The organism is Manganibacter manganicus (assembly GCF_002075885.1).
GTDB lineage: Bacteria > Pseudomonadota > Alphaproteobacteria > Rhizobiales > Rhizobiaceae > Mesorhizobium > Mesorhizobium manganicum.
Window position 1 is genome coordinate 45,184 of sequence record NZ_MDET01000019.1, and the last position, 18,658, is coordinate 63,841.

The window sequence follows — 18,658 nt, forward strand, 5'->3', positions numbered from 1 at the left end:
CGCAATGCAACAGATGGCGGATGCGGCACCCGCCGCTTTGATTTTCCCGTCATGCCTCTATAGATTTGATCCACCTGTAGAATATGGAGAGGCGTGAACCGCAGATGGCCAGTAACGACAGCATCTTTCTCGGCGCCAGCCGCAAACCGGATGACAGCTACCAGCGCCCCGAGCATCTTCTGCTGCGCTACGGCAACCGGCACGGGCTGGTGACGGGCGCTACCGGCACCGGCAAGACGGTCTCGTTGCAGATCATGGCCGAGGCGTTTTCCAACGCCGGCGTGCCGGTGTTCTGCGCCGACATCAAGGGCGACCTCTCGGGTATCGCCATGCCCGGCACGGCCGATGAGCCGCTGGTCAAGCGCGCCGCGCAGATCAAGCTCGATCCCTATACGTTCGAGCAGTTTCCGGTCGTCTTCTGGGACCTGTTCGGCGAACAGGGGCACCCGATCCGCGCCACGATTTCCGAAATGGGGCCGCTGCTTCTATCGCGGCTGATGGACCTGACCGAAGCGCAGGAGGGCGTGATGAACATCGCCTTCCGCATCGCCGACGAGGAAGGCCTGCTGTTGCTCGACATGAAGGATCTGCAGGCGCTGCTGGCCAGCCTGGCCGAACGCTCGACAGAGGTTTCGGCGCGCTACGGCAATGTCAGCAAGCAGTCGGTGGGGGCGATCCAACGCTCGTTGCTGATCCTGGAGCAGCAGGGCGGGGCGCATTTCTTCGGCGAGCCGGCGCTGCGCATTGCCGACCTGATGCGCACCGGCCGCGACGGGCGAGGCATCATCAACGTGCTGGCGGCCGACAAACTGATGGCGAGCCCGCGCCTTTACGCGACGTTCCTTCTGTGGCTGATGTCGGAGCTGTTCGAGGAATTGCCCGAGATCGGCGATCCCGACAAACCGAAACTGGTGTTCTTCTTCGACGAGGCCCATCTCCTGTTCGACGACGCGCCCAAGGCGTTGATCGAGCGCATCGAGCGCACCGTGCGGTTGATCCGCTCCAAGGGCGTCGGCGTCTATTTCGTCACGCAAAACCCGATCGATGTGCCGGAGACGGTGCTGGCGCAGCTTGGCAACCGCGTCCAGCATGCGCTTCGCGCCTACACCCCGCGCGAGCAGCAGGCGGTCAAGACGGCGGCTGAGACCTTCCGCCCCAATCCCGATTTCGATTGCGCCAAGGCGATCACCCAGCTCGGCACCGGCGAGGCTCTGGTGTCGACGCTGGAGGCCAAGGGCGTGCCCTCTGTCGTGCAGCGCACGCTGATCCGCCCGCCCTCGTCGCGGCTTGGGCCGATCACGCCGCAGGAGCGGCAGAAGATCATGCAGGATAGCCCTGTCGCCGGGCAGTATGATCAGGCCGCGGATCGCGAATCCGCTTTCGAAATGCTGCAAAAGAAGGCCAAGGCCGCGGCTGAAGCGGCCGGTGAGGCCAAGCAGGCCAAGGAGGATGACGGTTCCGGCTGGACCATACCGGGCTTCGGCGGCGGTTCGTCCGGCCGGCAAAGTGTCGCCGAAGCGACGGTCAAATCGGTGATGCGTTCGGTCGGCACGGCGCTCGGCCGGGCCATCGTGCGCGGCATATTGGGCAGCTTTTCCAAAGGGCGCTAAAGCCTGATCCCGAAAAGTTGCAGACTTTTCGGATAAGATCATGCGTGGGGAAAGCCGCCTGATCCCGAAAAGTTGCAGACTTTTCGGATAAGATCATGCGACAAAAAGAACTTGCGGCGCCCTTTGTCTTTCCAGTTGAAAACGTGGCGCTCTGGTGGGCAGGGCGCTGTGTTCGCAGCGCCCTGCCGGTCAGGATCAGAACCAGCCGTAGTTCGACGGCGCGCCATTGTCGATCGGCATGCCTTGCTCGACAGGGCCGAGATTTTCCGCCATCGGCTGCCCGACGCCGGCGGTGACGATCACCGGCGTCTTGGCCGGCACGCGGCTGTAGAGATCGATGATGTCCTGGTTGATCAGGCGCACGCAGCCGGATGAGACGGATTTGCCGATCGACCACCATTCCGGCGAACCGTGCAGGCGGTAGAGCGTATCCTCGCCGTTCTGGAACAGATAGAGCGCGCGCGCGCCGAGCGGATTGTCGAGCCCCGGAGGCATGCCGCCATTAGCGGCGCTGTATTTCTGCAATTCCGGCTGCCGTGCGATCATCTCCGCCGGCGGCGTCCATTTCGGCCATTGGCGCTTGTATTGCACGATGGCGTCGCCCGACCATGCGAAACCGGCGCGGCCAAGTCCGACGCCGTAGCGGATCGCCTGGCCATTCTCGCGCACCAGATAAAGATGGTGGCCATTGGTATCGACCACGATGGTTCCGGGCCGCGCGCCGGTCGGGTCGGGCACGATCTGGCGCAGGAACTGCTTGTCGATCTTGCGGAACGGCACGGCCGGAATGTCGTAGCCATTGTCGAGCACCGGGCCATACATCGTTTCGTAGCCGCCGAGTTCCGGCTCGACCGGTTCGATCTGCGGCGGCGGGCTGTTCACCGTGGTGCAGGCCGAAACCGCAGCGGAGGCAACGCCAAGAGCTGCCGTGTTGAGGAAAGCGCGCCGGCTGAGCACGGGTGAGGACAGGGGAGATTTCAACATGATGGCCTTTTCCAGAGCATTTCCAGCAAAACTGCGATGCGGTTTTGCGTTCCCAAATGCGTAAAAACAAATAGATGGAGCAGTTCTGACGATTCTGTTTTCAGTAGTCCCGCTCCGGTCGTCGGTATCGGTAGAAGAAGTGAACGCGCGAACCGCGCATGAGTTTCCCCGATAGGATGCAGCGATAGGCGGCGCCAATTCTGGCCTTAAGGTGGACAAACGGAGGCATGGCTGCGAAAGCGCCACACCTGTTGCGATTTGGTAACAGTCGGCTCAGCCGGCGCTCACCAGGCCTTCGAGCGATGGCAGGATGAGATTGGGGGCAAGATCGCCATACTCTTCCGGCTGGCCGCTGCGGTTGATCCACACCGTCTGGAAGCCCGCCTTTGCAGCTCCCGCCACGTCCCAGCGGTTGGACGACTGGAAGGAGATCGCCTTGGGATAGAGCCGCCAGGCGTTGGTGACGATTTCATAGACGGCCGGATCGGTCTTGAAACGGCCCACCGCATCGACCGAAAACACATCGTCGATGATGTGGTCCAGTGCGGCGGATTTGACAGCCGATTCAAGCATTTGCGGCGTGCCGTTGGATAGGATGGCAAGCTTTGCGCCGCCCGATTTCAGCGCCTTGAGAACGCCCGGCACTTCCGGATAGCAGTCGAGATGCCGATAGGCTTCGAGCAGTTGCGGACGCAGCGCCGGATCGGCTGAGGGGACCTTGGCGAAGGCGAAATCGAGCGCCTGCTCGGTCAGTTGCCAGAAGTCGGCATAGGCGCCCATCAGCGTGCGCACCCAGGAATATTCAAGCTGCTTTGCCCGCCAGATTTCCGAAAGCAAAGGCCCGTCCGGACCGATGGCGCCGGCATGGCGGCGTACCGCCGCGTGCACGTCGAACAGGGTTCCGTAGGCATCGAAGACGAAGGCTGAAGCATTTTGCATGACGCATTTGTGATGCCCGCGTGAGGCGAACGCAAGCCCCGATCGCCATTCGGCCGTTTGGTCGAGGGCTGTCGTGCGGGCTGGCCTCAACAAATCCGCGCCGATGACGATTGACGCCGCGCCGCAAAGATTTTCCAATAGGGCGATTCAGATGGAAGCTGCGATGACCTTGGCAAAAGCCGCCCTTTCGACGACATGGACCTTTGTGGATGGCGATTGGCATGAGGGCAATGTCGCGGTCGTCGGGCCGCGCAGCCATGTCATGTGGCTGGGATCGAGCGTGTTTGACGGCGCGCGCTGGTTCGAGGGCGTCGCGCCCGACCTCGACCTGCACGCCGCGCGCGTCAACCAATCGGCGATCGCGCTTGGCCTGAAACCGACGGCGAGCCCCGAGGAGATTGTCGGGCTGACGCTTGACGGGCTGAAGAAATTCGATGGCCAGACGCCGGTCTATATCCGGCCGATGTATTGGGCCGAGCATGGCGGCTATATGGGCGTTCCGGCCGATCCCGCCTCGACCCGCTTTTGCCTGTGCCTCTACGAATCGCCGATGGACCCGCCATCGGGCTTTTCCGTCAGTGTCTCGCCGTTCCGCCGCCCGACGCTGGAAACCATGCCGACCAACGCCAAGGCCGGCTGTCTCTATCCCAACAATGCCCGCGCCATCATGGAAGCCAGGCTGCGCGGCTTCGACAATGCGCTGGTTCTGGACATGCTGGGCAATGTCGCGGAGACGGGCGCGTCCAACGTCTTCATCGTCAAGGACGGCCATGTCTTTACGCCGGCGGCCAACGGCACCTTCCTGTCGGGCATCACGCGCGCCCGTACCATAGCGTTGCTCGACGACTACGGTTTCCGCACCACCGAAAAGGCGCTGACGGTGCGCGACTTCCTCGAAGCCGACGAGATTTTCTCCACCGGCAACCATTCCAAGATCGTGCCGGTCACCCGCATCGAAGAGCGCGAATTGCAGGCCGGGCCGGTGGCCCGCAAGGCGCGCGAGCTTTATTGGGAGTGGGCGCATTCGACGCCTGTCGCCCGAGCCTGAAAAAGAGCAAAAGGTTTCCGCGTTCCATGGTTGCTCAAGCCGGAACGGGACCTATGTTAGAACAGTACTGATGCCGAATTTTTCCATGAGGGAGTAATATCCATGGCTTTCGAACTACCCGCCCTGCCTTACGATTACGAGGCGTTGCAGCCTTATATGTCGAAGGAGACGCTGGAATATCACCATGACAAGCACCACAAGGCCTATGTCGACAACGGCAACAAGCTGGCCGCCGAAGCAGGGATGGAAGGCAAGTCGCTGGAAGACATCATCAAGGAATCCTTCGGCAAGAATCCCGGCCTGTTCAACAATGCCGCCCAGCACTACAACCACGTCCATTTCTGGAAGTGGATGAGGAAAGGCGGCGGCGGCAACAAGCTGCCGGGCAAGTTGCAGAAGGCCTTCGATTCCGACCTCGGCGGCTATGACAAGTTCAAGGCCGATTTCGCCGCCGCCGGCGCGACGCAGTTCGGTTCGGGCTGGGCCTGGGTGGCCGTCAAGGACGGCAAGCTCCATGTCGGCAAGACGCCGAATGGCGAGAATCCGCTGGTCCATGGCGCGAAGCCGATCCTCGGCGTCGACGTATGGGAACACTCCTATTACATCGACTACCGCAATGCGCGGCCGAAATATCTCGAGGCCTTCATCGATAATCTCATCAACTGGGATTACGTGCTCGAATGTTACGAAAAGGCGACCGCCTGATCTAGAGCATCGGACCGAAAAGTGGAATCCGGTTTTCGGGTTGTTCCGATGCTCCATCAAAGTGTTAGAGCGTCCTTTGTGCGTTCAATTGAACGCACGGCGCTCTAATGGTGAAAACCCCGGTTCGCCGGGGTTTCTCTTGTCTATCCGGTCATGGTCAAATTCATTTCACACAAGCGTGACAGGAAATTGCCGGAGATTTCCGTCACCTTCGTCCCGCTTATGACATCAAACGATTTTCCCCTGCACTGGAGCTCTGGAATGAAGAAGCTTGTCCTCGCCATTTCCCTGCTTTCGTTCGCCGCTTCGACCGCCTTTGCCGACACGATTCTCGACCGGCAGGAATATATGAAGGAGCGCGGCAAACTGGTTAAGCAGATGGGCCAGATGGCCAAGGGCGAAACCGATTTCGACGCCGCCGCCGTGCTTACGGCGTTGAAGGGCCTTGAGGCCAATGCCGAGAAATTCGATGCCGAGGCCATGTTCCCGGAAGGCAGCCTGGAGGGGGACACCACCGCCTCGCCGAAGATCTGGGAGGATTTTTCCGGCTTCAAGGCAGCGGAGGAGAAATATCTCGACGCCGTCAAGGGCGCGGTCGCGGCACCGCCAGGCGATCTCGATGCGCTCAAGGCCACGATGGGCACCATCGGCGGCGAATGTGGAGCCTGCCACAAGGCCTATCGTATCAAGAAAAGCTGATTTCGGCTCATGGCCTGGCTGAAGAAACTGGCCGGCACGGCGGCAGTCGTCGTGGCCGGCTGCGCGGTTGCGGGCTGGGTGCTGTCGGCGCCGGTCAAGCTCGATCGTGATACGCTGGCGCAACTCGGTCCCGGCGATGCCGCGAAGGGCGAGCGCATCTTTAACGCCGGCGGTTGCACCTCATGCCATGCCAAGCCGGGCGCCAAAGACGACGAACGGCTGCAACTCGGCGGCGGACTGGAACTCAAGACCGCCTTCGGCACCTTCGTCGCGCCCAATATCTCGCAGGACGAGAATGACGGAATTGGCGCCTGGTCGATAGCGGATTTCGCCAACGCCATGTTGAAGGGCGTCGGCCCTTCGGGCGAAAACCTGTACCCGGCTTTTCCCTATCCGTCCTATGCGCGCATGAAGCCGTCCGACGTCGCCGACCTCTATGTCTTCATGCAGACATTGCCCGCCGTTTCGGGCAAAGCGCCGCCCCACAAACTGGGCTTTCCCTTCAACATTCGCCGTGGCGTCGGCTTATGGAAGCGGCTCTACCTCAGCGACAAGCCGGTGATCGAATTTGCCGCCGGCACGCCGGATGTGGTTCTTGCCGGCCGCTATCTGGTCGAAGGGCCGGGGCATTGCGGCGAATGTCACACGCCACGCGATGCGGGCGGCGGCAGCAGAAAAGGCGAATGGCTGGCCGGCGCCGTTGCCGCCGAGGGCGAGGGGATCATACCCAACATCACCACCGGTCCGGGCGGCATCGAAGACTGGTCGGCCGCCGACATCGCCAGCTATCTCGAAACCGGCTTCACGCCGGACTTCGACACGGTCGGCGGCGCGATGGTGGATGTGCAGGAAAACATGGCCAGGCTGACGCCGGACGACCGCGCGGCGATCGCCGCCTATCTCAAGGCCATCCCGCCTCATCCGAACGGCTATCCGGCACGGAAATGAAAGATGGCGGCCGGCCAGAGGGGGTAAAAAGCCGACAGTATCCCGCCTCTCATTTCAAATCTACGCCTTGCCCGCCACTTTCAGCGCGAAGGCGTAGGTGTAGGCAATTTCTTCCAGCCGTGAGAAGCGCCCGGAAGCTCCGGCGTGGCCGGCATCCATATTGATCTTGAACAGCACCGGATTGTCGCCGCTTTTCAATTCGCGCAGCCGCGCCACCCATTTCGCCGGCTCCCAATAGGTCACGCGCGGATCGGTAAGGCCGGCGACCGCCAGGATCGGCGGATAGGCGAGCGCCGCGACATTGTCATAGGGCGAATAGGCGGCGATGATGCGGTAATCCTCCTCCGAGGCGATCGGATTTCCCCATTCCGGCCATTCGGGCGGCGTCAGCGGCAGGCTGGCATCGAGCATGGTGGTCAGCACATCGACGAATGGCACTTCGGCGATAATGCCGCCAAACGCTTGCGGCGCCATATTGGCAATCGCGCCCATCAGCATGCCGCCGGCCGAACCGCCCTGCGCCACGATGCGGTCATGCGCGGTATAGTTCTGCCCAACCAGATGCTTCGCACAGGCGATGAAATCGGTGAAGGTATTGCGCTTCGCCGCCCGCTTGCCATCGTCGTACCAGCCATAGCCCTTGTCCTTGCCGCCGCGCACATGGGCGATGGCATAGACGAAGCCGCGATCGACCAGCGACAGGCAGTTGGTGTTGAAGGCCGCCGGAATGGTGATGCCGTAGGAGCCGTAGCCATAGAGCAGGCAGGGCGCGGTGCCGTCGAGCGGCGTGTCGCGGCGGTAGAGCAGCGAGATCGGCACCAGTTCGCCATCTTCGGCAGGCGCCATCAGCCGCCGCGTCACATAGTCGGCGGGGTTGTGGCCGGAAGGCACTTCCTGCGTCTTGAGAAGCGTGCGCTCGCGCGTGCGCATGTTGTAGTCGTACACCTGCGCCGGCGTGGTCATCGAGGAATAGGAGAAGCGGATCACCTCGGTGTCGTATTCATAGGCACCCGCCAGGCCGAGCGAGAATGCCTCCTCGTCGAACGAGATGGTGTGTTCCTCATCGGTTGTGCGGTCGCGCACGACGATGCGCGGCAGCCCGTCCTTGCGCTCCAGCCGCACCATATGATCCTTGAAGCCGAGCACCGAAAGGATCAGCCGTCCTGGTTCGTGCGCCACCAGTTCGCGCCAGTTCGCGCGCGAGGGATCGGCGACCGGCGCGGTCATGATCTTGAAATCCTTGGCGCCGTCGGCATTGGTCAGGATGAAAAAGACGTCGCCGCCTTCCTCGAGATCGTATTGCAGCCCGGTTTCGCGCGCGCAGACGAGTTTCGGTTCGGCATCGGGCCGGCTGGCGTCGAGAATGCGATACTCCGACGTTTCGTGGTCGTTGATGCCGATGAGCACCCAGCGATTGTCGCGCGTGCCGCCGACACCCATGAAGAAGCCGGGGTCGGTTTCTTCATAGACCAGCCGGTCATTGGCCGGTTCGTCGCCGAGCATGTGAAAAAAAAGTTTCGACGGCCGATGATTGGGGTCGAGCCGCGTATAATAAAAGCCGTCATTGGCGGCATTCCACACACCGCCGCCGCCAGTATCGGACACGCTGTCGGCAAGATCGGTGCCGGCGGCCAGATCGCGCACCTTCAGAGTGAAGAACTCGGAGCCCTTGTCGTCGAAGCTCCACAAAAGACGGGCGTGGTCGGCGGAATGATCGACGCCGCCGAGGCGGAAATAGGCTTTGCCCTCGGCTTCGGCGTCGCCATCGAGCAGGATGACTTCCTCTCCGCCGTCGCGCGGCGTGCGGAAATAACGCGGCTGTTCGCCGCCGAGTCGGAAGGACGAACCATAGGCGTAAGGTCCATCCTTCATCGGCACGGAAGAGTCGTCCTCCTTGATGCGGCCCTTCATTTCGGCAAACAGGGTTTTTTGCAGTCCCTTCGTTTCGGCCATCAACTCTGCCTGATAGGCATTTTCGGCGTCGAGATGGAGGCGGATTTGCGGGTCGAGAAGGGACGGATCGCGAAACACCTCCTGCCAATTGCCGGCCCGCAGCCAGGCAAATTCGTCGCTGCGGGTCACGCCGTGATGTGTGTCCTGCACCGGGCGCTTTTCTGCGCGAGGAGGCGTGGCTGCGGCAAAACTCGTGTTTTTGGTCATCATCTTCCCTGGATTTGCAAATGCCGAATGAGCACGCCTATGCCTAGAGCATCGGACCGAAAAGTGGAAACCGGTTTTCGGATAATCCGATGCGGCGGAAAAGTCGAAGGTGCGCGCCTTGGTTCGGTCACAATTGAGTCGCGTAAAACCTATCCGAGCAAATAGCTTTTGCCGTTCGCCGTGCATCTATAAGCGATTTAACATGTATTCGGGGGACCGAGCGGCGGTTGTGAGGAATTTCCGTCACGCCATTACAAAGAGTTGTAATTCTTTGTCATTGAATCAGGGTAATGGGCGAATGATTCTTTTGTGTTTTGTATAGATCACAAAGAACGAATTGACTTGTTGCTCGACAAGCCTCATTAACGCTCTCATCGAATCCCGCGGCAAGCTTTGGTATGGATCGCACCGTCTCCTCTACCGGGCAATTGTGAACAGTATCTCTCGTTGAGGCCAGAACGACATGGACAATACAGAAACGACCCCGCGAAACAGCGACACGCTGATCGAGCTGACCGCAGATGTGGTTGCGGCCTATGTCAGCAACAATCCGGTTCCGGTTGGTGAATTGCCCAATCTGATCGCCGATATTCATGCCGCGCTCGGGCGGGTCGGCACGCCGGCCGAGCAGCCGGCCGCGGAAAAGCAGAAGCCGGCCGTCAATCCGAAGCGCTCGGTGCACGACGATTATATCGTGTGCCTGGAGGACGGGAAGAAGTTCAAATCGCTCAAGCGTCACCTGATGACGCATTATGATCTGACCCCTGAACAGTACCGCGAAAAATGGGGCCTGGACGCCAATTATCCGATGGTCGCGCCTAATTATGCGGCAGCGCGCTCCAAGCTGGCCAAGAAGATGGGGCTGGGTCGCAAGCCGAAGGCTCGCTGAACGGCGCGGGCCTTCAAGGCCAAGCTCTCTTTATGGCTGTGAGTCGCGGCGCCTTCGGGCGCCGTTTGGTTTTGCGGCCCGCGCGGCGTTCCGCTTCGGTGGAATGCCGGCCGCTTCGCGCAGCATATCCAGCACCTGTTTCAGCGCGATGTGACGGTTGAGATCATAGGTCCAGTGACGGCGCATGCCGCGCAGCCGCTCTCGCTCCAGCGCGCGCGTGATGCGGCCCATCAATTGCAGCCGCACCGTTGGCGCAGCCGCCAGCGCATGGGCGAGATCGACGCCGCATGCCAGTTGCAGTGCCGCGATCCTCGTCGCCATTGCGGCCTCGGCTTGTTTGCGCGCCCCGAAGTTCTTTGCATCCTGCTGGAATTGTCCCATCGAACTGGTCTCCCTTGGTGAGGCCGCCATGATCTGGGCAGTCGGCAAGGGTGTGGATAAGAAGCGTCGATCCTGGTTGGTGAGAAATCAAAATTTTCTTTTTGGAACAAGGAGTTGGGAAATCCCAAAAATAAATAATGTTCCGCTTTTGTTCACAGTTGCGGGCCAGTCGAGTATAAGGAACATATTCCTATCGAGGAGAATGTTTCGTGCCACCTGCCACAGCCATCAGCGAAGACCCACCCAATCACGAAGATCACGCCGAAACGGCGTCGACTGCCCTCCGGCCTGCGCCGAAGCGGCGCGACGAGATGGCGCTCGATAGCTGTGAATGCCTGATCGATATCGGCTCGGCGTTGTTTTCCCTGCCGAGCAAAGATCTGCGCAAGGCCGGCCGCAGCGCCCTGCCGGTGTCGCGGGTGCGCCAGATCATGATGTATGTCGCCCATGTCGTGCTGAAACTGTCGATGATGGAGGTCGGCCGAGGCTTCGGGCGCGACCGCACTACGGTGCTGCATGCCTGCCAGATGATCGAGGACATGCGTGAGGACCCGGATTTCGATCAACTCGTGCTGGTGGTGGAACGCGTCGCGCACGCCGCCTTCCGCGACCGGATCGGTCTTTGAGGAGGAGCATGATGGCGATTGACGACACTGCCATCCGTGTATTGCGCTTCCTGGCCAAAGGGACGGCAACGGTGCAATCGGCGGCCATGCGCGGCAGGGTTCTGCTGGTCTCGGCCGAGCGCGGGGCGCTCGCGCTGCCCGGCGATCTGCTTGACCGGCTGGTGCGAGAGAAACTGCTGGTTCGCTCAAGACTGGAGGTCGCGCTGTCGCCGGAAGGTACGATGCTGGCCGCGCGCCTTGCGACGCACCGCCGGCAGGCCGGGGAGGTCGGGGTGGTGAGCGTCGAGATGGATGGGAAGCCGGTCGCGGCGCTCGCCAATCTTTTGGAATCGCCGCTGGCGCAACTTGTCCGGCGCAGGACGAAGACCGGTGCGCCGTTTTTAACTGCACGCGAATTCGAGGCCGGCGAGCGCCTGCGCGCCGATTATACGCGCGGCAACATCATGCCGCGTATGGGCGCCAATTGGATCGCCAGCGTGGCATCCGGCAAAAGGGCAGGTGGCGACACGGCGGAATTGACGGATGTCGCGCTTGCCGCGCGTCTGCGTGTCGAAAAGGCGATTGCCGCCGTCGGTCCCGAACTTTCGGGCGTGCTGATCGACATTTGCTGCTTCCTGAAAGGCATGGAACTGGTCGAGACGGAGCGCGGCTGGCCGGTGCGTTCGGCTAAGATCGTCCTGAAGACGGCACTGGCGGCTCTTGCACGGCATTATTTTCCACAGGATTCCGTGCATGGTTCGCGGCCCGCCACCCTGCATTGGGGCACGGAGGACTATCGGCCGAAGCTGCGTGCATAAGGTGGATGCTCAGGCGTTCTGCCGGAGCGCCATTCCCGCATCATGGCGGATGCGCCTGACCATGGAGCGCAGCCCGTTCGAGCGCTGTGACGACAAATGCTCGTCGAGCCCAAGCGCTTTCAGCGTGTCTTCTGCATCGGTGGCGACGATCTCGCTGGCTTTGCGGCCGGAATAAAGTGCGAGCACGATGGCGACAAGGCCGCGCACGATATGCGCATCCGAATCGCCCTGGAACGTCACGATCGGGTCCGGCCCGTCACCATATTCGGTTATCAGCCAGACCTGACTGACGCAGCCCGATACCTTGTTTGCCGGCGTGCGCCCGGTATCCGGGAATTCGGACAGATCTTCACCTAGTTCGATGACGTAGCGATAGCGGTCTTCCCACTCGTCGAGCAGGGCGAAGTCGTCGCAAATTGATTGAATGGTCGGGCTCATACGCCGCATATAGGCGCAGCGCGTGCCGGCGTCACGGAAAAAGCCCGCCGCCTTACGGAAAAAGAAGGCACCGCAGGTATCGAGAGGGCAGGCAGGCTGCGGCGACGCTCAAAGCCGATGCGCACCGGTGGAGATGGGAAGACCTCACCTCGCAGCCGGAATATTGACCTCAGCCGGCAATACAGTGGCGGTGCCCGACATCCTGTCGCCCGCAACCCTTTCGCTTGTGGTCGGGCGTTCGATGGCCTCGGCTTCCATCGGCACGCTACCGGTCAATGTCGTTGTGTCGGGAGTTGGCTTGTCCTCTTCAAGCAGGTCACTCGCGATGCGCGCGGCCTCGCCGGCGCGGGTGGTAATCGTCTGGATGGCGGATTTGCCGGTTTCGCAGACATCCGGCTTGCGCTCGCAGATGCCGGCGAGATCGCCGACGGCTTCGCGCGCCGCCATCAGTGCCTGGATCGGCCCGACGGTATTCCCGGTTCCGGCAGTTCCCAGAGGCAGCAGCAACAGCACCAAAGAGAACCAGAACACCATTCGGATGAGGAAGAACATCGCATTGCCTCTTGGTCGTAACCGGACCGCCATCTTCGGGCGGCTCACTTGTCGCAGGCACATTGGCACATGGCCGCAAAAGACGGCTTGCAGGAAAGGCGATAATTTGCCTCAAACTTTAAACAATTTGGAAAGATCCTGTTTTCATCCGGATTTGAATTGAAGTCGTCAGGGCCTCTTGTTCTTTCATTGGTCCGAATTTGCGTGATTTTAGCGGGCGCTATCCTCGCGGGGCGGATCGTGTGGCTAACCCTCCATTTACCATGGCGGCAAGCGGGGGCCTTTTCGGGAACCGCTCTAGCAATATTTGCTGATTGTGCCGCCGCGAAACCGTCGCCCTTATCCTTTCCTTAAACGCTGGGTGCGAGTTTCGAGCCAGTAAGACGATCTGCCGAACAGGTCAGTACGGGTGCGTTGCGTTGACTCCGATTACGACCAGATTTGAAGAATGGCCGGGAACGCTGGCAGCCGCCTGCGATCGGCTGGTGCATGCCTCGGTGGTCGATGCGGGCGAACGCCGCTGCCGCCGGCGCTTTGTCGGTGCGATGCTGGTCGCTCCCTTTCTTGTCGCGGCTGCGGCCGTCGTGCTGGTGACCGCGCGTCTCGGCGCTTCGGCAACATTGGCGGTCATCTTCGCCACGGTCGGCCTTTGCTGGTTGACCGGCCTACTGGTCGCGCAGCGTGCGCGTATGGCATTTGCCGGCATATTGGCGCTGGTCATGGGCGCGCTCGGTCTGGCGTGTTTGACGACAGCCGCCGGCGGCCTTTCCTCACCGGTGGCGCTGCTGGCTTTGGCATTGCCGGTCGAGGCCTTCTGGATCGGCAATAGCCGCCGTGCGGCCCTGTTCGGCGGTGTTGCCGCCATCTCAGGCCTTGCTCTGCCGGCGCTGGTGGGACCGGTTGCGTTTCCCGAGGTTATGACGCCGCAGGCCTGGCAGTGGCTGTTGCCGCTGGTCTGGGGCGGTACGCTCGTGGCGCGCTTCGGCCGGTTCAGCGGCGATCCTGCTGCGCAGGATGCGGTGCAGGCTGAGAGCGAACTGGAAGCGGCCATTGACGGGGTGGTCGTTCATATGGGCCGGCAAGGCGAGGTGCTCAGCGCTTCCGCGCAGGCCAGAACCATCCTCATGTTGGTTCCCGAACTTCTCGCAGGCTCCGGCCTCTTCGACCGTATTCACCTGTCCGATCGGGTCGCGTATCTGAACGCGCTGGCGGATTTGCGTGAAGGCGCGACTTTGCGGCGCGTAGAGATGAGGGTTCGGTTGCCGCAAAACGCAGGCTGTCCTTCCGGCGGCAATTACCAGCCCTTCGTGCTGGACCTCACGCGCGCACCTGAAAATGACGATGGCTTCATCGCTCTGCTGCGCCGCAATGACGAGCTTGTGGATATGCGTGACGCGTTGGCGGCGGCCAGTGACGCCGCGGCTGCCGCCGAAATCGCCAAGTCGCGCTTCCTGGCGGCTGTGAGCCATGAATTGCGCACGCCGCTCAATGCCATCATCGGCTTTTCCGATATGCTGCTGCATGAGATGTTCGGCGCATTCAGCGATCCGCGCCAGAAGGAATATGTCGGTCTGGTGCGCGAATCCGGCCATCATCTGCTTGAAGTGGTCACCTCCATTCTCGATGTCTCGCGCATCGAGGCGGGAACTTATGCGGTAGAGCCGGAGCCGTTCCGCTTCGCCGAGGCGGTGGATATGTGCCGCGACATGATGCAGGTTTTGGCGCAGCGCAAGACGATACGGCTCGACGCGCAGGTTTCCGGCGACGCCGGCGAGATCAATGCCGACCGCCGCGCCGTCCAGCAGATCCTCATCAATCTCGCCTCCAATGCGATCAAGTTCACGCTTGAAGGCGGCGAGGTCGTCATCGGCGCACGCCGGATCGGGTCACGCCTGCATTTCTGGGTTCGTGACACTGGCATCGGCATTGCCGAGGAAAACCTCGCCAATCTCGGCAAGCCGTTTACCCAGATCCACAACGACTACACCCGCCGCTTTGAAGGCACCGGCCTCGGCCTGTCGCTTGTCAAGGGGCTGGTTGCCCTTCACGAGGGCACCATGTCGATTGAAAGCACGCTCGGCGAAGGCACCATCGTGTCGATCAGTCTTCCGGTGGAAGGGCCGAGAGGCATATCGGGAAAGCTGGTCAGGCTCGAGGCCGCATCGGCCGATGCGAAGGCGTCGAACCCGGAGCCGGAATCGGCCGGCGAAAGCGTGAAAGGTGGGGCAATGAAAGAAGGCAGGGATGGCGCGTTCCGCAAAACGGCGTAAGAAAAGCAGGCAACAAGGCGCTCTCCAGCAGGGCGCGGTCGCACTTGGTCACAAGATTTCGCAGAATCCGATCCTGGTGGGCGGCTCGACCGCTTTCCTGGTGACGCTGTTCTATGTTTCGGCCAATGCGCTCTGGTATCAGCCGTTTCCACACCGCACGACGTTCTTCGCCACCCGTTCCATGCAAAGCTTTCCGCAAGCCGTGCCGGCTGAGTCGGAAACCACCATCAACATCGAACGGCCGTCACAGGCAGTTATTTCGGCACCGGCCCAGGCGCCTGTACCCACTGACCCGGTTCTTCAACAGGTGCAGGGCGCGCTCAAGGCGCTCGGCTTCTATTCAGGCAACGTGGATGGGCTGACCGGTCCTGCGACCCATGCGGCGATCTCGACCTATCAGCGCAAGGTCGGTCTCGATGTTTCGGGAAATGTCGATGCCGCCCTGTTGCGGCAACTCGGCCTCGCGCCGCGCGCTCCGGCCGCGCCGACGCCGACGCCGCGCGCCGACATTACCGGCGCGATCCAGCCTGCGGTCGAGCCGGCCGCCCTCGCGCCTCTCAAGGCGCCGCTGGACACCAGTGCGCGTATCGTCAAGATCCAGACCGGGTTGCGCGCCTTCGGCAATGACGACATCCAGCTCGACGGCATTGTCGGCGCCCGCACCCGCACAGCGATCAAGGAATTTCAGGCGTTGTTCGGCCTGGCGGAAACCGGGGAAGCTGACGAAACCGTCTATGCAAAGATGCTGGAAGTCGGGCTGATCAACTGACAAGCTTTGCTGGCCGGCATTCGCCAGACATGACGGCGCCAGCCATCGCAGGAAAATCATCTCGGAATCGATATGCGCGTAACCTCCGACCTTTGGGTTTCCGCCCTCATTCGCCGCGTCTTTTCCGCCGGCGGCTTCGCGGCGATCATGCGGCGTGGCGCTGCCGAGGCAGGGGCGATCTTCATTCTTTCGCGGACGCGGTTGGGCGAGGTGATGCTTTTCGGTCCTGCGCCGCAGGTGGATTATGACACAGCCAGGCCCGATGAGCGGTTTTTCACGCCTCTTTCAGCCGACGAAGACATGGCGGCCATCGAGGCGCGTCTTGCAAAGGAAACGCGTTTCGATCCCGACATCTGGGTTGTCGAAATAGAGATTGGCGTGATCCCGGTCGAAGACCTGATCGTGGTCAGGTCTGGGCCGCTCTGATCGGCACGACAACCGTCTTGCCGCCTTTCCACCCTTCCACGGTTTCACGGACTGTCCCAGGCTGAAGGCGGCGATAATTTTCCAGGAACTGACTGATTGCCGCCGGATCGGAGAACTGTCCCGAAAAGATCGCGGCGGTGATCAGGAACGCTTTGTCCTCGCTGAGGCCGAGCGCCTTCAGCGCGGTGACGAGCGAGGCATAGCCGGCTTCCTCCGTCAGTCCGCGCGCAACGTCCATGCCGATGCCGAGTGCGACGGAGAGAGCGGCATGAAAGTGCGCAGGGTCGCTGGTCAGCGCCGTATCCCGCAGCCGCAAATATGGATCCGCATTCGGCTCGTTCGCCTGATCCTTGATCATCATCGCGCGCAGTTTTTGACGTGTGTCTTCCAAGGCGCTTCCGGGTTGATGGCCTTGAACTTGTGTGCCTTCCTGCATGGCGAGGGCGGTTTGCCGCTCCAAGGCCCGGACAAGCGCGGCAATGGCCGGATTGAGGTTGGTGCGCCGGGCAATGGCGCGCGCATGCGGCAGGCCGTGACGCCCGATCAGCGCGATAAGATCGATCTCGCTAATGGCGCGCGAACGCACCAGAAGCGGGGCGGCGGTCTCGATCGGCGATTCGCTGAGGCGTTTCACCAGAAGCGGCGGCGCATGCTCGCATTCCGAAAGCGCGGCGGCGGCAAAGCGCAAGGCCTCGGCGGGAACGGCGTCGAACAGCGGCATCGTAAGATCGTCGAGTTGAGCGATTTCGCGGCGCGAAGGGCGCGGCAGCGAGCAGAAGGCCGAAATCGCCGCGCGGAACAAGCGTTCCGGCTTGCCCGACTCTGCGCGTGTCACGATGTGTCTGAACTCGGAGGATGACACGAAACTACGCCTTGTACGCCACTCGACTCGTCCGGCCTCACATGACCCGAACGGGCTTGGCCGAAACAAAGATCAAGTTAGAGCCGATCCGTTAGCGTTCCGTTAACCCTCTGGTGGCCTTATCTTACATGGAGGCGTTGCGTAGTGCTCCGGGACAACCGAGAGGGAATGCGCGAACCATGGGCAGGATACTGTCTTTCATGCCGCGACAGGCGGCAACCGGCCGACCCCCGGACAATCGTGGCCCGAATACTGGTGGATTGGAGGCGGTCGTCATCATATTTCCAGGCGTGCGCTATGAGCGTTCGGGCGACAGCACCCGCGCGACAATTTCCGCGGCCAGGGCACAACTGTCGTCGGGCAAGCCTGAGCCGCGTCACTGATTGCGCTCAGGTTTCCCGGTTTCAGCTTGCGAAGTCGACGATCTCGCAGGAAGCCTGATCGAGAAAGCGCGCGACTGCCTGCTTCCAGCTTGCGTCGGGAACGAAGCCGCGAACCACGGTGATGCCTTCGCTGATCGGCAGTTCTATGAAGACCGAGCCCTCCAGGCCTTCGGGCAGCGTTTTGCGGACCCCGATCATTTGAGCCGGTGTCAGCACGATGGCGTTAAGCCTGCCTTCGGTGGCGCTGAGGTCGTTGTAGCTGTAGAGATTATGACCGTTGCGATCATAGACCGACATTGACCAGAAGGGCAGGTTGTCGATCGGCGAGCGCAGCCGCACGATGCCGTCGGCGAGGTCGAAGCGGCAGGACGCGGCGAAAAACAGCGGATCGACCGATTTCACCACGGGCGGCCCGCCGGTCTGGTCGTCGATGCGCGTCATCGTGTAGAGGCCGGATTTCATCGCCAGCCGCGACCATGCGTCCCGTTCGGAAAATTGCGGCACCAGCAGCAGGACGACGATATGCACGATGCCGGCGCCGACCAGCCCGAGAAGGAGCGCATAAAGCACCTTACGCATGGCAGCCGGTCTTTTTGATCGTGGGCAGCATCACGTCGCTCAGGCCCGTGCTGCTGGCAATCGGCGTATCGTAGAAGGTGAGCACGAAATAGAGCTTGCCGCTGCCTTCGAGCATCAGCCAGTTGCCGGGCCGGGGGGAATGATCGGCGGCAATCAGCACGGTATCGTCGGTCCTGTACACAACCTCGCGGGAGTGAAGCGCCGCCGGCCTTTCCTTGCCCGTCCTGATCACGTCGAGAGAAGCGTCGGCGCCATAGAGCGTCCAGAAGCGCGCCGTCGGAAAACCGCCATCGATGGCATAGGCGCATTCGCGCCTGAGTTCGCCGCCGGCGGAATCCCGCTCCGCCACGAAGGAAAGCCCCTCGGCCCGGCCAAGCGCCAGAATACCTTCACGCGCCACCCGCGCGGCGGAATAGGGATCGGCCTCCGCCGTGCCGATGTCGGGAAAGGCGGTCCACGGCCCGATCCGATACGCATCGACGCCCTGGCGCGAATCCAGCAGATACCAGACGCTGCCGGCGCCGCCGACAATGGCGATGGCAAGTGTCAGCAAGGTGAGGAATGCAGTCTTCAGCATGAAGCGGCCCGGAACC

General features: G+C 61.8%; 20 protein-coding genes. 11 read left to right on the forward strand and 9 right to left on the reverse strand.

What is annotated here, in order from left to right:
• The first annotated feature begins 104 nt into the window (after nt 1-104).
• On the forward strand, nt 105-1,610 hold the full coding sequence (locus BFN67_RS13095) for a helicase HerA-like C-terminal domain-containing protein (protein WP_080920050.1): 1,506 nt from the start codon (nt 105-107) through the stop codon (nt 1,608-1,610).
• 195 nt (nt 1,611-1,805) lie between these two features.
• Here BFN67_RS13095 and BFN67_RS13100 read toward each other — a convergent pair whose 3' ends face one another.
• Entirely contained in the window at nt 1,806-2,594 is a 789-nt protein-coding gene (locus BFN67_RS13100) for a L,D-transpeptidase (RefSeq protein ID WP_080920015.1), read from the reverse strand.
• Nucleotides 2,595-2,867: 273 nt separating this feature from the next.
• The gene (locus BFN67_RS13105) at nt 2,868-3,533 is read right to left on the reverse strand and encodes a haloacid dehalogenase type II (protein ID WP_080920051.1); all 666 of its coding nucleotides are present in this window, start codon (nt 3,531-3,533) and stop codon (nt 2,868-2,870) included.
• Between the two features lie 163 nt (nt 3,534-3,696).
• Between BFN67_RS13105 and BFN67_RS13110 the strand changes: the two genes are divergently transcribed.
• From BFN67_RS13110 to BFN67_RS13125, 4 genes are all read left to right on the forward strand, one after another.
• The gene (locus tag BFN67_RS13110) at nt 3,697-4,581 is read left to right on the forward strand and encodes a branched-chain amino acid aminotransferase (protein WP_080920052.1); all 885 of its coding nucleotides are present in this window, start codon (nt 3,697-3,699) and stop codon (nt 4,579-4,581) included.
• Between the two features lie 102 nt (nt 4,582-4,683).
• The gene (locus tag BFN67_RS13115; protein WP_080920016.1) at nt 4,684-5,286 is read left to right on the forward strand and encodes a superoxide dismutase; all 603 of its coding nucleotides are present in this window, start codon (nt 4,684-4,686) and stop codon (nt 5,284-5,286) included.
• Nucleotides 5,287-5,547: 261 nt separating this feature from the next.
• Entirely contained in the window at nt 5,548-5,985 is a 438-nt protein-coding gene (locus BFN67_RS13120; RefSeq protein ID WP_080920053.1) for a c-type cytochrome, read from the forward strand.
• A gap of 9 nt (nt 5,986-5,994) precedes the next feature.
• Nucleotides 5,995-6,933 carry a c-type cytochrome gene (locus BFN67_RS13125; RefSeq protein WP_080920017.1) on the forward strand — a complete coding sequence of 313 codons (939 nt, stop codon included), beginning with the start codon at nt 5,995-5,997 and terminating at the stop codon, nt 6,931-6,933.
• Between the two features lie 60 nt (nt 6,934-6,993).
• On the opposite strand, the gene BFN67_RS13130 is transcribed toward BFN67_RS13125, so the two are convergent.
• The gene (locus BFN67_RS13130; RefSeq protein ID WP_080920054.1) at nt 6,994-9,093 is read right to left on the reverse strand and encodes a S9 family peptidase; all 2,100 of its coding nucleotides are present in this window, start codon (nt 9,091-9,093) and stop codon (nt 6,994-6,996) included.
• A gap of 463 nt (nt 9,094-9,556) precedes the next feature.
• Between BFN67_RS13130 and BFN67_RS13135 the strand changes: the two genes are divergently transcribed.
• Nucleotides 9,557-9,982 carry a Ros/MucR family transcriptional regulator gene (locus BFN67_RS13135; protein WP_080920018.1) on the forward strand — a complete coding sequence of 142 codons (426 nt, stop codon included), beginning with the start codon at nt 9,557-9,559 and terminating at the stop codon, nt 9,980-9,982.
• A gap of 30 nt (nt 9,983-10,012) precedes the next feature.
• Here BFN67_RS13135 and BFN67_RS24875 read toward each other — a convergent pair whose 3' ends face one another.
• Complete coding sequence (locus BFN67_RS24875) at nt 10,013-10,363, reverse strand: cytoplasmic protein (RefSeq protein WP_245295253.1); 351 nt, start codon at nt 10,361-10,363, stop codon at nt 10,013-10,015.
• 209 nt (nt 10,364-10,572) lie between these two features.
• Between BFN67_RS24875 and BFN67_RS13145 the strand changes: the two genes are divergently transcribed.
• Nucleotides 10,573-10,989 carry a helix-turn-helix domain-containing protein gene (locus BFN67_RS13145; protein ID WP_245295254.1) on the forward strand — a complete coding sequence of 139 codons (417 nt, stop codon included), beginning with the start codon at nt 10,573-10,575 and terminating at the stop codon, nt 10,987-10,989.
• 8 nt (nt 10,990-10,997) lie between these two features.
• Entirely contained in the window at nt 10,998-11,786 is a 789-nt protein-coding gene (locus BFN67_RS13150) for a DUF6456 domain-containing protein (RefSeq protein WP_080920019.1), read from the forward strand.
• Between the two features lie 9 nt (nt 11,787-11,795).
• Here BFN67_RS13150 and BFN67_RS13155 read toward each other — a convergent pair whose 3' ends face one another.
• Entirely contained in the window at nt 11,796-12,224 is a 429-nt protein-coding gene (locus BFN67_RS13155) for a SufE family protein (RefSeq protein ID WP_080920057.1), read from the reverse strand.
• A 144-nt stretch (nt 12,225-12,368) separates the two neighbouring features.
• A complete protein-coding gene (locus tag BFN67_RS13160; RefSeq protein WP_158083515.1) occupies nt 12,369-12,776 on the reverse strand; it encodes a DUF5330 domain-containing protein in 408 nt (135 codons plus the stop codon).
• A 482-nt stretch (nt 12,777-13,258) separates the two neighbouring features.
• Between BFN67_RS13160 and BFN67_RS13165 the strand changes: the two genes are divergently transcribed.
• From BFN67_RS13165 to BFN67_RS13175, 3 genes are all read left to right on the forward strand, one after another.
• On the forward strand, nt 13,259-15,046 hold the full coding sequence (locus tag BFN67_RS13165) for a sensor histidine kinase (protein ID WP_080920058.1): 1,788 nt from the start codon (nt 13,259-13,261) through the stop codon (nt 15,044-15,046).
• The gene (locus BFN67_RS13170) at nt 15,021-15,815 is read left to right on the forward strand and encodes a peptidoglycan-binding domain-containing protein (RefSeq protein WP_080920020.1); all 795 of its coding nucleotides are present in this window, start codon (nt 15,021-15,023) and stop codon (nt 15,813-15,815) included. Before BFN67_RS13165 ends, BFN67_RS13170 begins: the two co-directional genes overlap by 26 nt.
• A 72-nt stretch (nt 15,816-15,887) precedes the next feature.
• A complete protein-coding gene (locus tag BFN67_RS13175) occupies nt 15,888-16,241 on the forward strand; it encodes a DUF1491 family protein (protein WP_080920021.1) in 354 nt (117 codons plus the stop codon).
• Here BFN67_RS13175 and BFN67_RS13180 read toward each other — a convergent pair.
• The 3 genes from BFN67_RS13180 to BFN67_RS13190 all read right to left on the reverse strand — a co-directional run bounded on the left by BFN67_RS13180 (nt 16,222) and on the right by BFN67_RS13190 (nt 18,642).
• Nucleotides 16,222-17,076 (reverse strand): hypothetical protein, encoded by an 855-nt coding sequence (locus tag BFN67_RS13180; RefSeq protein WP_080920022.1) that lies wholly within the window; start codon nt 17,074-17,076, stop codon nt 16,222-16,224. The genes BFN67_RS13175 and BFN67_RS13180 overlap by 20 nt on opposite strands.
• 431 nt (nt 17,077-17,507) lie before the next feature.
• Nucleotides 17,508-18,065: a DUF1254 domain-containing protein gene (locus BFN67_RS13185; protein WP_080920023.1), complete on the reverse strand. Its 558-nt coding sequence runs from the start codon at nt 18,063-18,065 to the stop codon at nt 17,508-17,510.
• Complete coding sequence (locus tag BFN67_RS13190; RefSeq protein ID WP_080920024.1) at nt 18,058-18,642, reverse strand: DUF1214 domain-containing protein; 585 nt, start codon at nt 18,640-18,642, stop codon at nt 18,058-18,060. The genes BFN67_RS13185 and BFN67_RS13190 overlap by 8 nt, the downstream gene beginning before the upstream one ends.
• Nucleotides 18,643-18,658 lie beyond the last annotated feature (16 nt).

Bases quoted from the DNA above. Each gene is read 5' to 3' on its own strand.
- BFN67_RS13115 (WP_080920016.1), top strand. From the start codon at position 4,684: ATGGCTTTCGAACTACCCGCCCTGCCTTACGATTACGAGGCGTTGCAG.
- BFN67_RS13135 (WP_080920018.1), top strand. From the start codon at position 9,557: ATGGACAATACAGAAACGACCCCGCGAAACAGCGACACGCTGATCGAG.
- BFN67_RS13125 (WP_080920017.1), top strand. From the start codon at position 5,995: ATGGCCTGGCTGAAGAAACTGGCCGGCACGGCGGCAGTCGTCGTGGCC.
- BFN67_RS13175 (WP_080920021.1), top strand. From the start codon at position 15,888: ATGCGCGTAACCTCCGACCTTTGGGTTTCCGCCCTCATTCGCCGCGTC.
- BFN67_RS13095 (WP_080920050.1), top strand. From the start codon at position 105: ATGGCCAGTAACGACAGCATCTTTCTCGGCGCCAGCCGCAAACCGGAT.
- BFN67_RS13110 (WP_080920052.1), top strand. From the start codon at position 3,697: ATGACCTTGGCAAAAGCCGCCCTTTCGACGACATGGACCTTTGTGGAT.
- BFN67_RS13130 (WP_080920054.1), bottom strand. From the start codon at position 9,093: ATGACCAAAAACACGAGTTTTGCCGCAGCCACGCCTCCTCGCGCAGAA.
- BFN67_RS13160 (WP_158083515.1), bottom strand. From the start codon at position 12,776: ATGTTCTTCCTCATCCGAATGGTGTTCTGGTTCTCTTTGGTGCTGTTG.
- BFN67_RS13190 (WP_080920024.1), bottom strand. From the start codon at position 18,642: ATGCTGAAGACTGCATTCCTCACCTTGCTGACACTTGCCATCGCCATT.
- BFN67_RS13105 (WP_080920051.1), bottom strand. From the start codon at position 3,533: ATGCAAAATGCTTCAGCCTTCGTCTTCGATGCCTACGGAACCCTGTTC.
- BFN67_RS13120 (WP_080920053.1), top strand. From the start codon at position 5,548: ATGAAGAAGCTTGTCCTCGCCATTTCCCTGCTTTCGTTCGCCGCTTCG.
- BFN67_RS24875 (WP_245295253.1), bottom strand. From the start codon at position 10,363: ATGGGACAATTCCAGCAGGATGCAAAGAACTTCGGGGCGCGCAAACAA.
- BFN67_RS13100 (WP_080920015.1), bottom strand. From the start codon at position 2,594: ATGTTGAAATCTCCCCTGTCCTCACCCGTGCTCAGCCGGCGCGCTTTC.
- BFN67_RS13185 (WP_080920023.1), bottom strand. From the start codon at position 18,065: ATGCGTAAGGTGCTTTATGCGCTCCTTCTCGGGCTGGTCGGCGCCGGC.
- BFN67_RS13170 (WP_080920020.1), top strand. From the start codon at position 15,021: ATGGCGCGTTCCGCAAAACGGCGTAAGAAAAGCAGGCAACAAGGCGCT.
- BFN67_RS13150 (WP_080920019.1), top strand. From the start codon at position 10,998: ATGATGGCGATTGACGACACTGCCATCCGTGTATTGCGCTTCCTGGCC.
- BFN67_RS13155 (WP_080920057.1), bottom strand. From the start codon at position 12,224: ATGAGCCCGACCATTCAATCAATTTGCGACGACTTCGCCCTGCTCGAC.